General features: G+C 59.2%; 12 protein-coding genes. 8 read left to right on the forward strand and 4 right to left on the reverse strand.

Going from position 1 to position 15,396, the window contains the following annotated elements; genetic code table 11:
* Positions 1-198 precede the first annotated feature (198 nt).
* The 3 genes from GO988_RS09755 (at position 199) to GO988_RS09765 (ending at position 2,819) form a co-directional block, all read left to right on the forward strand.
* The gene (locus GO988_RS09755; protein ID WP_232341453.1) at positions 199-1,737 is read left to right on the forward strand and encodes a hydroxymethylglutaryl-CoA reductase; all 1,539 of its coding nucleotides are present in this window, start codon (positions 199-201) and stop codon (positions 1,735-1,737) included.
* Positions 1,738-1,848: 111 nt separating this feature from the next.
* On the forward strand, positions 1,849-2,574 hold the full coding sequence (locus GO988_RS09760; protein WP_157564693.1) for a DUF2975 domain-containing protein: 726 nt from the start codon (positions 1,849-1,851) through the stop codon (positions 2,572-2,574).
* Positions 2,574-2,819, forward strand: a complete 246-nt coding sequence (locus tag GO988_RS09765) for a helix-turn-helix domain-containing protein (protein ID WP_157564695.1) — start codon at positions 2,574-2,576, stop codon at positions 2,817-2,819. The genes GO988_RS09760 and GO988_RS09765 overlap by 1 nt, the downstream gene beginning before the upstream one ends.
* On the opposite strand, the gene GO988_RS09770 is transcribed toward GO988_RS09765, so the two are convergent.
* Positions 2,816-4,507 (reverse strand): S41 family peptidase, encoded by a 1,692-nt coding sequence (locus GO988_RS09770; protein WP_157564697.1) that lies wholly within the window; start codon positions 4,505-4,507, stop codon positions 2,816-2,818. The genes GO988_RS09765 and GO988_RS09770 overlap by 4 nt on opposite strands.
* Positions 4,508-4,823: 316 nt before the next feature.
* Here GO988_RS09770 and ruvX point away from each other — a divergent pair, with 316 nt between their 5' ends.
* The 3 genes from ruvX to GO988_RS09785 all read left to right on the forward strand — a co-directional run bounded on the left by ruvX (position 4,824) and on the right by GO988_RS09785 (position 7,144).
* Complete coding sequence (gene ruvX, locus GO988_RS09775) at positions 4,824-5,255, forward strand: Holliday junction resolvase RuvX (protein WP_157564699.1); 432 nt, start codon at positions 4,824-4,826, stop codon at positions 5,253-5,255.
* Positions 5,255-5,884 carry a peptide deformylase gene (locus GO988_RS09780; RefSeq protein ID WP_157564701.1) on the forward strand — a complete coding sequence of 210 codons (630 nt, stop codon included), beginning with the start codon at positions 5,255-5,257 and terminating at the stop codon, positions 5,882-5,884. The genes ruvX and GO988_RS09780 overlap by 1 nt, the downstream gene beginning before the upstream one ends.
* A gap of 267 nt (positions 5,885-6,151) precedes the next feature.
* Positions 6,152-7,144 carry a zinc dependent phospholipase C family protein gene (locus GO988_RS09785; protein WP_317164830.1) on the forward strand — a complete coding sequence of 331 codons (993 nt, stop codon included), beginning with the start codon at positions 6,152-6,154 and terminating at the stop codon, positions 7,142-7,144.
* A gap of 132 nt (positions 7,145-7,276) precedes the next feature.
* Here GO988_RS09785 and GO988_RS09790 read toward each other — a convergent pair whose 3' ends face one another.
* The 3 genes from GO988_RS09790 to GO988_RS09800 all read right to left on the reverse strand — a co-directional run bounded on the left by GO988_RS09790 (position 7,277) and on the right by GO988_RS09800 (position 12,652).
* Positions 7,277-8,755: an MFS transporter gene (locus tag GO988_RS09790; RefSeq protein ID WP_198172612.1), complete on the reverse strand. Its 1,479-nt coding sequence runs from the start codon at positions 8,753-8,755 to the stop codon at positions 7,277-7,279.
* A 158-nt stretch (positions 8,756-8,913) separates the two neighbouring features.
* On the reverse strand, positions 8,914-10,710 hold the full coding sequence (locus GO988_RS09795) for an alpha-amylase family glycosyl hydrolase (RefSeq protein ID WP_157564703.1): 1,797 nt from the start codon (positions 10,708-10,710) through the stop codon (positions 8,914-8,916).
* A gap of 79 nt (positions 10,711-10,789) precedes the next feature.
* Positions 10,790-12,652 carry an alpha-amylase family glycosyl hydrolase gene (locus GO988_RS09800; RefSeq protein ID WP_157564705.1) on the reverse strand — a complete coding sequence of 621 codons (1,863 nt, stop codon included), beginning with the start codon at positions 12,650-12,652 and terminating at the stop codon, positions 10,790-10,792.
* 237 nt (positions 12,653-12,889) lie between these two features.
* On the opposite strand from GO988_RS09800, the gene glgP reads away from it, so the two are divergent.
* Positions 12,890-14,536 carry an alpha-glucan family phosphorylase gene (gene glgP / locus GO988_RS09805; RefSeq protein WP_157564707.1) on the forward strand — a complete coding sequence of 549 codons (1,647 nt, stop codon included), beginning with the start codon at positions 12,890-12,892 and terminating at the stop codon, positions 14,534-14,536.
* Between the two features lie 195 nt (positions 14,537-14,731).
* Positions 14,732-15,394 carry an SOS response-associated peptidase gene (locus GO988_RS09810; protein ID WP_157564709.1) on the forward strand — a complete coding sequence of 221 codons (663 nt, stop codon included), beginning with the start codon at positions 14,732-14,734 and terminating at the stop codon, positions 15,392-15,394.
* The last annotated feature ends 2 nt before the right edge of the window (positions 15,395-15,396 follow it).

Genomic DNA, 15,396 nt, shown 5'->3' on the forward strand with positions numbered 1-15,396 from the left:
GCGGGCAGGTTTGAGCCAGCACACTTGTTTAGGCTGGTTTAAGTCATCTTTTGCGAGATTATTTAGGTAAAGCAGCCACAAACCTGCGAGTTTACGTGGCAGCATTCCATAAACTTGCATTGCTACACCGCTAGAAAGTAATTCACTGTTCTTTTCGCTCTTCCACCCACCGTCCTCATGGTTTTCACTCCTAGCCCTATGCTTTTGAAGCTGCTCTATAACCGGGGTAGCCTGCACAACCTGCCCGATGGACAGGGCGTAGCATTCAGCATCAAAAACCGCCTCGATACGGTGCACCTCACTGGCGTAGGGCACGTGGCAATAGGGGGGGTAGTGGTGCCGCCCGAGCATATTCAGCTCGATTTGGGAGGGGGCGAGCGGCGTTTGGCTACCAGCTTGGGTGCCGCTGGCCAGGCGCTGGAACTGGCAGTGGGTCAAGTAGTAAGCTTCGTGCTCGATACAGCCTCGCTGCCCGAAGGGATGCACCAGCTGGGTGTGCGCTTCAGTACTGATGCGTTTGGGGAGCTACACGTGGAAGTGGAAGATGCCATTGTGAGCCAAGATAGCCGGGTGCGCATCCCGCGCTCGGAGGACGACGACTACGCCGATGCGGCCATCCAGGCGCGCCAGCAGTTTGCCGAGCAGTTTACGCAGCAGGAGTTTAAGCATTTAAAGCAGTATTCGTTTGATGCGCACCAGCTGCAAGGCAACTGCGAAAGTTTTGTGGGGGTAGCGCAGGTGCCGGTGGGCCTGGCCGGCCCGCTTACTGTGAATGGCGAGCACGCGCAGGGCGATTTTCTTATTCCGCTGGCTACCACCGAGGGTACGCTGGTAGCGAGCTACAACCGCGGTATTCAGGTGCTTAACCTATGCGGGGGCGTCAAATGCACGGTGATTGGCGACGCTATGCAGCGAGCGCCGGTTTTTGTGTTTGACGATGCCCGTGGGGCGCGCGACTTTGGCCGCTGGGTGGCCGACAGCCTGGAGCAAATCAGGCCCGAGGCCGAAAGCACGTCGCGAGTAGCCAAGCTACAGTATATTGATACCTACCTGAGTAACAAGTTTGCTTACCTGCGTTTCAACTTTTCGACGGGCGATGCAGCGGGCCAAAATATGGTGGGTAGGGCCACTTTCGCCGCTTGCTCCTGGATACTGGAGCACTACAAGGGCGCGCCCATTAGGCACTTTTATTTAGAGTCAAACTTCGCGACTGATAAAAAAGCCTCGCAAATAAACGTGATGCGCACCCGCGGCAAACGCGTGGTGGCCGAAGCCGTGGTGAAGCGTGACGTGCTACAACAACGCATGCGCGTGACGCCCGAGCAGCTCGCCTATCACGGGCAGGTGAGCAACGTAGGTGCTTTTCTGTCAGGGGCTAACAACAACGGGGCGCACTCGGCCAATGGCATTACGGCGCTTTTCATTGCTACCGGCCAAGATGTGGCCAACGTAAGCGAATCATCGGCGGGCGTGCTCTACTCGGAGGTAACCAAGGAGGGCGACTTGTATATCAACATCACTATTCCGTCGCTCATCGTGGCTACGCACGGCGGCGGCACCGGCCTGGCTACCCAAAACGAATGCCTGCGCATGCTCGGCTGCGTAGGCCGAGGCACGATATACAAGTTTGCCGAAATAGTGGCGGGCGTGGTGCTAGCCGGCGAGCTTAGCTTAGGCGCCGCCATTTCGAGCAGCGACTGGGTAAGCAGCCACGAGCAGTATGGCCGCAATCGGTAAATACTTTCAGCGGGCGCTACTAAATATTTTCTGTTTTTCGATACATATTTATTGTTTATCAATAATAAAACTTCTTTCTTTGTGGCGTACTAAACCCAAACGCTGCACCCCATGGCCCGCCCTTTCCTCTTATATACGCTGCGCATTGCCCAAGCGCTCATGTGGCTAGCCCTACTTTCGGCGGGCGTGCTGACGCTGGAGTTAGCCGGGCGAACCTATGACGTAGCTAACGCTCAAGAGGCGGAGGTGCGGCTGCGGCTGGATACCTTCCGGCCCAATTTATTTCGCGTTTGGCACGATACGCAGGCAGGGTTTGAGGATGGCCAACAGGGTAGGGCGCGCACGCAGCGCGGCCCCCTACCGGCCCTACCCCCCACTGCGGGCTTCGAGCTAGCCGCCGACCCCCACGCGCCGCTGCTGCGCTACCGCGAGCCCAGTGCTGGCAAGCGTGCTGGGCTGCTGGCCCTAGGCGCCCTCGACGATAGCCTGTCGGTGGCAGGGCTAGTATTTTTGGCGGGTAGCAGCTGGCTGCTGCTGGGGCTGCTGCGCGAGGTGGCTTCGGGCCGGCCCTTCACGGCGGCCAATGGCCGGCGGCTCCTTCGGCTGGCGCTCCTTTTATTTGGGCTAAACCTGTGGCACTACGTGGCCTACATTTTGGTGTGGGCGCTGGTGCCCGCTTACCACGTGGCCGAGTTGGCCCAGCCCCTTAGCCACTACGTCCGCCTCAACACCGACGAGCTGGTGCCGGGCTTTGAAGTGGGTTTTATCCTGCTCATCATTGCGGCCGTGTACCAGCAGGGCGTTGCGCTAAGCCAGGAAGCCGAACTCGTTATCTGATGCCCATTATCGTGAACCTCGATGTGATGCTGGCCCGGCGTAAGATGTCGCTGAGCACGCTAGCCGAAACTATTGGCATTACTTTGGCCAACTTGTCTATCCTTAAAAGCGGCAAAGCCAAAGCAGTGCGTTTCAGCACATTGGCTGCTATTTGCCAAGCGCTGGACTGCCAGCCCGCCGACTTGCTGGAGCACCGCCCCGACCCGGCCGACCTTAGCAAGCCTGATACTAGTGGCTTGGCCTAGCGCCCACCCAACAGGGCTAGCTGCGCAGTACTGTCTTGCACCACGTGCAGCGCTTGCTGCAACTCCGCGTCTTCGGCCATGAGCACGGCGCGGGCGGCTTCGGGACCGTAGGCGCTGCGGGCGATGTGCGCTTTGAGGCTATTGCGCACCAGCGGCGCGCAGCGGCGCATGGCGCTGGGGTTGGGGGGTAGGCCCGCCCGCGCCGCCAGCCGGGTGAGGGCGTCCAGTTCGGTGTCGGTGACGCGGAACACGGCTTGGTACTGCGCGAAACGGAGGCCGGTTAGTTCGGTTTTGTGCTGCTCATAAAAGGCCAGCGCGTAGGCACGTAGCGCGCCTATAGTGCGCAGTTTGGTAAAGTAGGCCGATTGTAGCAGCGTATCGCGGGCTACAAATACATCGGGCGAAATGCCGCCGCCGCCGTACACCGCCCGGCCGTGGTCGGTGTGGAAGCGCTCGCCCGTTGTGCCCAGCGTACTATCGGCCCCGGTAAGCTGGCGTTCGGCTAGTTCGCGGTTGTAGGTGGCCTTATCGGGGCCGTAGGGCTTCTGAATGCAGCGGCCGCTGGGCGTGTAGTAGCGCGCCACCGTGAGGCGCAGCTCGCCGCCCTCTTGCAGCGCAATGGGCTGCTGCACCAAGCCTTTGCCGAACGTGCGGCGGCCCACCAGCAGCGCGCGGTCGTGGTCTTGCAGGGCGCCGGCCAGTACTTCGGCGGCCGAGGCGCTGTTCTCATCCACCAATACTACCAGCGGGTGCTGTTCCCACTCGCCGGCCACGTGGGCGTAGGTCTGCGTGGCGTACTGCTCGTCTTTGCCCGCCGTGTACACCAGCTTGCGCGAGCCCGCAATAAACTCGTCGGCCAGGCGGGTGGCGCGGTCGAGGTAGCCACCGGGGTTGCCGCGCAGGTCGAGCACCAGTCGCTGCAAGCCCTGGTGCTGCAAATTGGCCAGTTCGGCCTTAAACTCTTCGTAAGTATTCGTGGCGAAGCGCGACACTTTGATGTAGCCCGTTTGCCCGTCTTCCAGCATCATGCCTGGCTCGACGGACGCATTGGGCAGGCGCCCGCGCACAAACCGGAAGCTCAGTGGCTCGGGCTGGCGCGGCCGCGCCACCAGCAAGTTCACGCTGCTACCCCGCGCCCCGCGCAGCAGCTGCGTGAGCTGCGCCGTGCGCAGGTGGCTGCCCGCCACCACTACCTCGCCAATGCGCAGGAGCTTGTCGCCGGGCTGGATGCCAGCCGTTTGGGCTGGTCCGCTGGGCAGGGTCGTAACCACCGTGGCGGTATCGCGAAACAAGTTGAAATCAAACCCTACCCCGTCAAACGAGCTTTGCAAAAACGCGTCGGTCTGCTCGCGGTCGCGGGCCGGGATGTAAACTGAATGCGGGTCAAGCTTGCCCAATAGCTGCCCTACGGCGTAGTCGGTAAGGCCATCAGCATCTACCGAATCGACGTAGTTGCGGTCCACGTAGCTCAGAATTTCCTTGTAGCGCAGGTAGCCCCGCGCCGTAGCATCGGGGTTTTCGGTGTGGGGCCGAAAGGGGTTGGTTCCTAAAATAATGCCAATCCCCAGCGCCAGTGTGGGTAGCAGCACGGCCCGCCAGCGCCGGTGGCGCACAGCGCCTGGCAAGCTAGCAGTGCCAGCCGGAACAGATAAAGGAGCGCTAGCAGGTGGCAAAAGCGGAGCGGGCATACGGAAATCCGCAGGAAGATTAAAATTTAAATCAAAGAAGAGAAGGCACAGTTAATGCCCAAATTTATTGCATTTTAAATGGGAGCAGCAAGGTGATTACGTCTGCTTGGCCATTTTCGAAGGAAGGATATACATTTTGCTGGTAAAGTTCAATAATAAGTGTTACCTACCGTTGAGCTTTAGTGCGCGGTTTGGGTGGGGGTAGGGAGGTTTTTGTTCTCTAGGTCGCTCGGCCGCGCCACGTTGGCTTAAGTAGCTGGCTTTGGTTAAGCCCCTGCCTACGAGTCGTATCTTTGCGGCTCTCGCTTTCTTGTTCATGTCCATTCCTCCTACCGGCCGCATTCTTGCCATTGACTATGGCCACAAGCGGGTGGGCCTGGCCGTGACAGACCCTTTGCAGCTCATCGCTTCGCCCCTGGATACTATTCATAGCCAAGGCTTAGTAAAATTTGTGCTTGAGTACCACCAGCGCGAAAAACTGGCTGCTTTGGTGGTTGGTATGCCCCGCACGCTGCTCAACGAGCCCACCGACTCGACCAGCGCTGTGGTGGGCCTGCTGCGTCGCCTACGCCGCGAACTGCCCGAGCTGGCCATCCATGAAATCGACGAGCGCTTTACTTCGCGGCTAGCCAAGCAGGCCATGCTGGCCGGCGGCCTGGGCCGCAAAGCCCGCCAAGACAAAGCCACCGTCGATAAGGTGAGTGCCACGCTTATTCTTCAGTCATTTTTAGAATCCCCCCTCAGATAATGATTCTCCCGATTGTTGCCATCGGCGACCCCGTTCTCAAGACTCTCGCCAAAGACCTGCCCGCCGACTACCCCGCCGCCGAATTGCAAAAGCTGGTGGAAGACATGTTCGAAACCATGTATTCGGCCCACGGCGTGGGCCTAGCCGCCCCCCAAATTGGGCGCGGCGTGCGCCTGTTCGTCATGGATTCGGGCCCGATGGTGGAGCCCGACGAGGACGACGAGCCTACCACCGAGCCCCTCGACGCCTCCACGGCCATGGCGCCGGCCGAACTGCCCGTTAAGCGCGCGTTCATCAACCCCCAAATGCTGAGCGAAACCGGCGAGCAATGGGGCTTTGAAGAAGGTTGCCTCAGCATCCCGGGCATCCGCGAATTGGTGCAGCGCTGCCCCAATATTGTGCTGCGCTACGAAGACGAGAACCGCCAGGTGCACGAGGAAGCATTTAGCGGTATGGCCGCCCGCATCATCCAGCACGAGTACGACCATCTAGAAGGTATCTTATTCACTGATAAGCTATCAGCTTTTAAAAAGCAGCTGCTCAAGGGCAAACTCTCGCGCATCAGCAAGGGCGACGTGAAGCACGACTACCGCATGAAATTTTCGGCCAGCGCCAGCGGGCGGCGGTAGGCAAATACCTACCCCTCGCTTTTTGGCCAACGCCTGCTCGGCTACCAAAAGGCGGCTTGCCCGATAGGGCAAGCCGCCTTTTTTGTGCTTTATAAATTCTGGAATTAAACCAGGGCAGCAAGCCAAAAAGTAAGGGGGTAGGCATTTGCTAAAAAGCAAGTATGTTTACACCTTTATACTTAGTTGGCTAACTAAAGCGCGCATCAAAAACAACTGTTTACTACCACAAGCCAGCGCGAGGGTAAGCGAGCGGCAGGACTTATTTGCGTGAAAAAACATTGCTTCTGGCTGCTGGTATTCGGGTTGCTGCTGGTATTGCCCGCGCCGGTCCACGCATGGGGCTTTTTTGGGCACCGGCTGCTCAACCGGCTGGCGGTGTACACGTTGCCGCCCGAGATGTTGCCGTTTTTCAAGGCCAACATCGACTACCTTACTACCAATGCTACGCGGCCCGACTCGCGGCGTACAGTGGTGCCTACCGAGGCGCCGCGTCACTTCCTGGACGTGGATGCCTACGGCGATAGCGCCCTTACCAGCCACGGCCGCGGCCTGCCCCGCCGCTACGCCGACGCCGTGGCCCAGATGGGCGGCGAGGATTCGCTGCTGCACCACGGCATTGTGCCTTGGCAAATAGTGAACATGAAAAGCCAGCTCACGGCAGCTTTCCGCGACCAGGATACGGACAAGATTTTGCGCCTTGCCGCCGATATGGGGCACTACGTGGCCGATGCTTGCGTGCCGCTGCACACCACCCGCAACTACAACGGCCAACTCACCAACCAGCGCGGCATCCACGCGCTCTGGGAGTCGCGCCTGCCCGAGCTGCTAGCTGCCGACTACGACCTGCTAACCGGCCAGGCGCGCTACCTCGAGCAGCCCACTGAGGCGGCTTGGGGTGCCGTGGCTCGCGCCCACACGGCGCTCGACTCGGTTTTCACGTTTGAAAAACAGGTGTCGGCCGAGCTATCAGAAGATAGAAAATACGGCTATGAGCAGCGCGGCAACCAGACTATTCGCACGTATTCGCGCGAGTTCAGCCAAGCTTACCACCGGCGGCTCAATGGCCAGGTCGAGCGCCAGATGCGCTACGCAGCCAGCCTCATCGGTGCTTTCTGGTACACCTGCTGGGTTGATGCTGGCCAGCCCGACCTCACCGAAATGGAGCAGCAACCCTCTACCGCCGAGCAGCTAGAGCTGGCCCGCGAGCGCAAAGAAGCCGCCAGCGCGCCAGTGAAATCTATACCCGGCCACGAAGAATAAAGGCCAAAAAAAAAGCGCCGGCTGGGGAGCCGGCGCTTTCAGGATAGAATAAAAAAGTTTTCCGAACGTCAGCACGACGTTTGGTATTTAGCTATATAAACTCTTTTCCCGCGCTGCGAGGGGGTGGGTCCGTTACATATCGGGGTTGGCATCAGCTAATGAGGCCTCGTAGGTCAGGTTTTCGGCCGGCGACATGTTGTTGGGCAAGCGGATGTCGTCGGCGTCGTGCACGCGCAGCGTGAGCAGGCCCGACATTATCATCGACACGCCACCGAGCACCAGCGTGAGGGCCGAGTTATTGTTGAAAACGTGCTTGGTAAAGAAGCCCAGCGTGACGCCGGCCACCATCTGGGGCAGCACGATGAAGAAGTTGAACACGCCCATGTAGTAGCCCATGCGGTTGGTGGGCAGCGCCCCGGCCAGCATGGCATAGGGAATCGACAAGATGGATGACCACGCTACCCCAATACCAATCATGGGCACCAGCAGCGCCAGCTCGGCTACCCGGAAGGTGTGCGCCCCAAAGAACTGAAAGGTAGTGGTTTGCTCAATGGGAATATTGCCGATAAAGTAGATAGAGATGAGCCCCAGGCCGCCCAGCGCCAGGCACAGCATGTGCGTGAAGCGCCGGCTGGTAGCCCGCGCCACGAGGGGTAGGGCCAGCGCCGCCAGTGCCGACACGCCGTTGTAGACCGAGAAGCACACATTAACCCAGTCGGCGCCTTCGTTGTAGAGCGCCGAGGTGGTGTCGCTGGTGTGGTAAATGTGGCTGGTGATGGCCGGCGTAGCATAAATCCACATCGAAAACAAAGCCAACCAACTGAAGAACTGCACTATCGCCAATTGGCGCATGGTGCGCGGCATGTCGGCCACACCGGCAAAGGCTTCGCGCACACCGTGCCAGAAACCCGAGGTGCGCCGCTTTTCTTCCTCAAATGCGGCCAAGTCGTAGGGCGGGTATTCTTTGGTCGTAACTACCGTCCAGAGCACCGCCAGGAAATAAATAGTGCCGCCCGTGTAGAAAGCGTATTTCAGGGAAGGCGAAATTTCGTGGGCCGGCGCTACGTTGGAAAAGTGCAGCCACTTGGTGTAGATGTAGGGTAGCAGCGACCCCACCACGGCCCCAATACCGATAAAAAAGGTTTGGGCGCCGAAGCCCGCCGTGCGCTGGTTGCTGGGCAGCAAGTCGCCAACCAGCGCCCGAAACGGCTCCATCGAGATGTTAATGCTCGAATCCATCACCCAGAGCATGCCAGCCGCCATCCAGAGCGCCGACACGTGGGGCATTACCAGCAGCGCCAGCGAAGCGCAAATGGCCCCCACCAAGAAAAACGGCCGCCGCCGGCCCCAGCGCGGGCTCCAGGTGCGGTCGGAGAGGTAGCCGATAATGGGCTGCACCAACAGGCCCGTAGCCGGCGCCGCCAGCCACAAGAAGGCCAGTTCGTCTTCCTTGGCACCCATCGTTTCGAAGATGCGGCTCATGTTGCCATTCTGGAGGGCAAAGCCAAACTGGATGCCCAAAAAGCCGAAGCTCATGTTCCAGATTTGCCAGAAGCTGAGGCGGGGCTTGGCCCGCATAGCGGGGTTGTCGATAATGGCAGTACCGGCCATAGCAGCGAAGCGTAAGAGGTGGGAGTGAAGGAGGTTTGAAAGTTAAGCAGCAGCCGCGATTTGCCTTTGCTTACCGATAACTTTAGCAAGATTTTATTTGAAAAAAGCCCGCCTAAAACGAGCTTTTTTCGGCCGCAATCGGCGCGTGCTGCTTCAGGCTACTGCGGCTTTATTTCGAGCACCAGCGCACTAAGGGGGGGTAGGCTCAGGGTGAGGTTGGGCTTGGCCTCGCCGCCGTTCAACAGGTCGCGGTAGGTGTGGGTGCGCTGCGGGTTGAGGCCCATGCGCTGCATCACCTCGGCCGGAATGAGGAGGGTAGGGCGGTAGGTTTTGGCGTCGCTGAAGTTGACCACCACCAGCACCTGCTGGCCCTTGGTGTAGCGCAAAAATGCGTAGAGCTTGTGCTGGTCGTACTCCTTGCCCAAGTTATTAGCGTCTTGCAGCTCGTAAAACTGGCCCTTGCGGATGGCCTCGCTGCTGCCGGCCAGCGCAAGCAGGCGCACGTAAAAATCGCGCAGCTGCTTCTGCTCGGGGCTCAGCTTGGCGCCGTCGAAGCGGCCCTGGTTCATCCATTTTTGGTGCGCGGGCACGCCCCAGTAGTCGAAGAGCGTGGTGCGGCCGTCTTCGCCCGAAAAGCCTTCGCTGCCCAGCGCCTGCTCGCCCACTTCCTGACCCATGTAGAGCATGATGGGCCCGCTGCCCAGGGTGGCGGATACCGTCATGGCCGGAATGGCGCGTCGCGGGTCGGTGGCAAAGTCCTTAGAGGCAATGCGCTGCTCGTCATGGTTTTCCAGAAAGCGCAGCATGTGCGAGCCGAAGCCATTGCTTTCCTCTTTCCACACGTGGGTGATGTCGTCGGTGGTGCCTTCCTGGCGCATGAGGCGGCGCAGGCCGTCGTAGAGACCCACTTTGTCGTAGAGAAAATCGAAGTGGCCCTTGGTGAGGTAGGTGTTGTATTCCTTGGGATTGTAGGCCTCACCGATGAAAATAATACCCGGTTTCACCTTCTTCACCTCTGGAATTACCCAGGCCCAAAACTCGACGGGCACCATCTCGGCCATGTCGCAGCGGAAGCCGTCCACGTCCTTCTGCGCCCAGTAGAGCAAGATATCGCGCATCTTCTTCCAGGTGTCTGGAATGGGCTCGAAATAGGTTTTGCGGCCGTTTTGGTAATCGACGCCGTAGTTGAGCTTCACAGTTTCAAACCAGTCATCCACGCTCGGCGCCGCCGAAAATACGTCGTTGCCAGTGGCCTTGGCCGGAAACTCGGTGTACTTCTTATCCTCCTGCGGGGCCGTGAGCGGGCCCAGCGGGTTGTAGCCGGCGGGCACCGTAAAGTGCTGGCCGGGTAGGTAATAGAAGTTGTTATTCGGCGCAAAGGCCTTGGTCTTGTCGTCCTGCGCACCCAGGTCTACTACCCCCGTCGGCTTGGCCGAGGAGCGGTACGAGCGCGCCACGTGGTTGGGGATGAAATCCATGAGCACCTTCAGGCCGTGGGCGTGGGTGCGCTGCACCAAGGCCTCGTACTCAGCCAGCCGGTTTTTGACGTTCACGGCCAGGTCGGGGTCCACGCTGTAGTAGTCGCGAATGGCGTAGGGCGAGCCCGCGCGGCCCTTCACCACGTCGGCATCGTCGGCGGGCAGGCCCGCGGCGGGGTAGCTGGTCATGGTGGCGTGCTCAATCACGCCGGTGTACCACACGTGCGACACGCCCATTTCCTTAATTTTGGTCAGGGCCAGGTCGTTGATGTCGTTAAACTTGCCGCTGCCATTCTCCAGAATAGTGCCGTAGGGCTTATTCAGGGCCACCTTGTTGCCAAAGAGGCGGGGTAGCAACTGGTAGATAACGAGCTTGTTATCCTGGGGTATTTCGGACGTCGTATTGGGGTCGTTGGCCACGGGCAAAGTAAAGGCGGCTAGAGCCAGCAGGCCGGCCGCCAGCATCAGGTTTTTCATAAGTGCCGGAAAGGTAGGCAGTTTGGGTGGGGTAGGGAACTCGTTGCGCAAGCAGGCTCACCCAACGAGTTCTGTAAAACTACTTGCGTAGCTCTACCACCCAGGCCGTATGCGCGGGCACCGTCAAGGTCTTCAAATTGGCAATGGCGGCGCCGCTAACTACCTCTACCCCCGACGAAAAACCGTCGGTCCGCTCGGCGTAGCGCGTGCCGTCTACCTTCTTCACCTCCTTGGTGTTGTTGGCGATAATCATCACGCACTCACCGCCTTCGTTATACCGGAAATACGTGTACACGCCATCCTGCGGGATAAACTGCATCAGCTTGCCCGAGCTCAAAACCGGGTGCGACTTCCGGTAGTTGGCCAGCTTGCTCACGTAGTCAAATGCCTCGCCGGCCTGGCCGGGGCGCGTAGCAAAGTAGTTGGTTTTGTCGCCGGCCCAGCCGCCGGGGAAGTCCTCGCGCACCTTGCCGTCGGGGTCCGAAAAGTTCTTCATTAGCACTTCGGTGCCGTAGTAGAGTTGCGGCGTGCCGCGCAGCGTCAGCAGCCAGGCAATTCCCATCTTGTACTTGGCAAAATCTTCGCCAATAACCGAGTAGAAGCGGCTCATGTCGTGGTTATCGAGGAAGGGCACGTTGCGCGTGGCATCGGTGTAGAGCCAGTCGCCTTGCAAGGCGTGGTAAAGCTTGCTCAGGTCGCCGTTGTCGCCCTTCAGCGCATCGCTGATGCCGAAGCAAATCTGAAAATCGAGCACGCCCGGCAGGTTCGACTTGAAGCCGTTGACGGGGGGTAGGATGTTCTGGGCGAAGAAGGCCTGCTCGGCCTCGGTGCCTTCCCAGGCTTCGCCAAACATGGCCAGCTTGGGGTACTCGTCGGCAATAGCTTTGCCCCAGGCCATGAGGAACTTCGGCTCCGAGTACGGGTACGTGTCGATGCGGTAGCCGTCGAGGCCCGTCGATTCTACCCACCACAAGAAATTCTGAATCAAATAAGTGGCCACCAAAGGGTTACCCTGGTTCACGTCGGGCATGCTCGTGTCAAACCAGCCATCGTTGAACAACTGGTAGTCGCGCTTCGAGGCGTAGGGGTCGTTGAGGGCGAAAGCGTTGTAGTTGCTGCGCGTGAAAGTCGGGAAAGCGTGAAACCAGTCGGCCGCCGGCTTGTCCAAGAATAAGTGGTGGTAGCTGCCCCAGTGGTTCAGTACGATGTCCTGAATCACCTTAAGCCCCTGGCCGTGTGCATTTTTCACAAACTGCACGTATTCCTGGTTGGTGCCGTAGCGCGGGTCGATTTTGTAGCAGTCCGTCACAGCGTAGCCGTGGTAGCTGGCCTTAGGCATATCGTTCTCCACGATGGGAGTAGGCCAGATGGCCGTGGCGCCCAGCTGCTTGATGTAGGCGAAGTGATTTTCGATGCCCTTGAGGTCGCCGCCGTGGCGGGCATACATCGAGTCGCGGGCAATGTGATTGACGCGGGTACTTTTCACCACGTCGTTCTTGAGGTCGCCGTTCGAGAAGCGGTCGGGCATCAGGAAGTAAATAAAATCGGCCTGCGTGAGGCCCTGCGTGCGCGCCGGGTCCTGGTTGCGCGGGCGCAGCTCGTAGCTGTAGGTAAGGCTTTTAGCGCCTTTAAACTGCAGCTTGAGCTTGCCAGGCTGGGCTTGCGGGGTCACCGTAAGGTTCACAATCAGGTAGTTAGGGCTTTCCAGCTTCTGGAAGCCGTCGAGCGTCACGCCGGGGTAGGTGGCTAGGCTAACTTGGCTGCTGGCAATGCCGGGCGCATTCACCAGGAGTTGCAGTTTGGGGTTTTTCATGCCCACAAACCAGTAGGTAGGGTCGATGCGGGTAGAGGGGGTAGGAGCTGCCGGAGCTGCTAGGGCCGGCGCCACAGCCAGCAGCCAGGTGGCCGCTACCGCAGTTAGAAAGGAGCGAAAAAAGCGCATAAGTCAGATAATGAGTGGGAAAGGTGAGAAAAGTGCCGGGTGAACTGGGAGCGAAAAACGAGGCTTCCGGCGAGGTGAAAGGCCAAAAACGGCCTGCAAACCATTGCGGAACTCACTCGGTAAACCGTTAGGCAAAATACAGCGACTTGCCACGCCGGCCCGCTAGCTTTGGGCCGTGGGCGTTTCCTTTGCGCCACCAAACCCACTTAGTAACAACCACCTACTGACTTTTTTTTCATGGCTTTTACCTTTAAAGCACCGGCTCCGGCCGCTAAATACAAGACCGCCGCGGCCTACTTCTCGATGGAGTTTGCCCTCGACCAGAGCTTGAAAATCTATTCGGGCGGCTTGGGCTTCCTGGCAGGCTCGCACATGCGCTCGGCCTACGAGCTTAAGCAAAACCTCATCGGCATTGGCCTGCTCTGGACGTACGGCTACTACGACCAGGTGCGCAACCCCGACCAGTCTATGAAGGCGGAGTTTTTGCACAAGCAGTACTCGTTTTTAGAAGATACGGGCCTCATTTTCCCCATTACCATCCACGATGCCGAGGTGCACGTGAAGGCGCTCTACCTGGCGCCCGAGACGTTTGGCACCGCGCCGATGTTTTTCCTCACCACCGATATTGCTGAGAACGACTACCTCTCGCGCACCATCACCCACCACCTCTACGACCCAGATACGGCCGCCCGCGTAGCCCAAAGCATGGTGCTGGGCATCGGCGGCGGCAAGCTGCTCGATGTGCTCGGCCGCCAAACCGACATCTACCACCTCAACGAAGGCCACGGCCTACCCCTCGCTTTTTACCTCTACGAAAAGCACGGCCGCGACCTGGCCGAGGTGCAGAAGCGCTTGGTTTTCACCACTCACACGCCCGAGCTGGCCGGCAACGAGGAGCACCCCATGCAGTTGCTCCAGGACATGAGCTTCTTCTGCGGCGTCCCCGAGGAGGAAATTCGCCGCGTAGCGCGCGTCGAAAACAACTCCCTCAACTACACCCTCACCGCGCTGCGCTTTGCCCGCAAGGCCAATGCCGTGAGCAAAGTGCACGGCGAAGTAGCCAACGAAATGTGGGGCCACTACGCGGGCATTTGTCCCATCATCTCCATTACCAACGCCCAGAACGGCACCTACTGGCGCGACCCGCAGTTGGCCGCCGCCAACAAGGCCAAGGACGATACCGCTCTGCTGGCCCGCAAGCGGGAAATGAAAAAGGCGTTTTTCAAAATTGTGGCCGACCAAACCGGCACGCTGCTCGACCCCGACGCGCTGACCATTGTGTGGGCCCGCCGCTTTGCCGCCTACAAGCGCGCTGACCTTATTTTGCGTGATTTTGAGCGCTTTAAGAAGTTGGTAAGCGATGACTCGCGCCCGGTGCAGGTGATTTGGGCGGGTAAGCCCTACCCCAAAGACCAGGGGGCAATTGATATTTTCAACAGCATCATCAAGCACACCCAGGACCTGAAGCGTTGCGCCGTGCTTACGGGCTACGAGCTGGGCTTGTCGGCCGAAATGAAGAAGGGTTCCGACCTCTGGCTGAACACTCCGCGCTACCCCCGCGAGGCCAGCGGCACCAGCGGCATGACGGCTGCCATGAACGCCAGCGTGAGCGTGAGCATCGCCGACGGTTGGATTCCGGAATTTGCCAAAGACGGTGAAAATTGCTTCCTTATCAACCACGCCGACGTGACGCTGCCCGACGGCGAGAAGGATAACCTGGAAGCCGATACGCTGCTCACGGTGCTCGAAACCAAGGTAGTACCGATGTACTACGACCAGCCCAAGCAGTTCTTGAAAGTAGTGAAGGCCGCCATGAAGGACGTCGAACCCGAGTTTGAGAGTGGCCGCATGGCTAAAGAATACTACGAGCAACTATACAAGTAGAACCACAGATTAAGGAAGATTTTAGCGGATTTCACGGATTTTGTGGACGCTGAAACGAGTATAAAAGCCACCCATTGGGTGGCTTTTTTCGTAAGAAAAATGCAGGGGGCAACGCGGATAAGACCTTAAGGATTGATTTGTCAATCGTCCACAAAATCCGTGAATCCGCTAAAATCTTCCTTAATCCGTAGTCTTATGTGTGGCCGTTACACCGTTATTTCTCCGGCGCCGGCTTTGGCCAAGCGCTTCCAGGCTAAAGAAGCTGCTACCCCCGCCCCGACTTACAACGCGGCGCCCTCGCAAGCACTGCCCATCATCACCAACGCGGTGCCCGGCCAAATTCAGTTGGTGAACTGGGGCTTGGTGCCGAGTTGGAGCCGCGACCCGGCCAGCGGCCCCAAACCCATCAACGCCCGCGCCGAGACGCTGGCCGAAAAACCGAGCTTCCGGCAGCTGCTGGCGCGGCGGCGATGCTTGGTGCTAGCCGACTCGTTCTACGAGTGGCAAGCCACCGAGCGCGGCAAGATTCCGCACCGCATTTTGCTGAAAAGTGAGGAGCCTTTTGCCTTTGCTGGGCTCTGGGATGAGTGGCTTGACCGCGGCACGGGCGAGCTGCACCCCACATTTACCATCGTCACCACCGAGCCCAATGAACTGATGGCTAAGCTGCACAACCGCATGCCCGTCATTCTGCCCGGCCCCGAAGCCGAGCAAGCCTGGCTCGCTGACGACCTCGGGCCCGCTGCCCACCAGCAACTGCTCGTGCCCTACGATACCCACCTGATGAAGGAATACGTCATCACCACGCGCGTCAACTCGCCCGCCCACAACGACCCCGATGTGCTGGCCGCCGCCTAAGC

This window comes from Hymenobacter ginkgonis (assembly GCF_009755225.1).
GTDB lineage: Bacteria > Bacteroidota > Bacteroidia > Cytophagales > Hymenobacteraceae > Hymenobacter > Hymenobacter ginkgonis.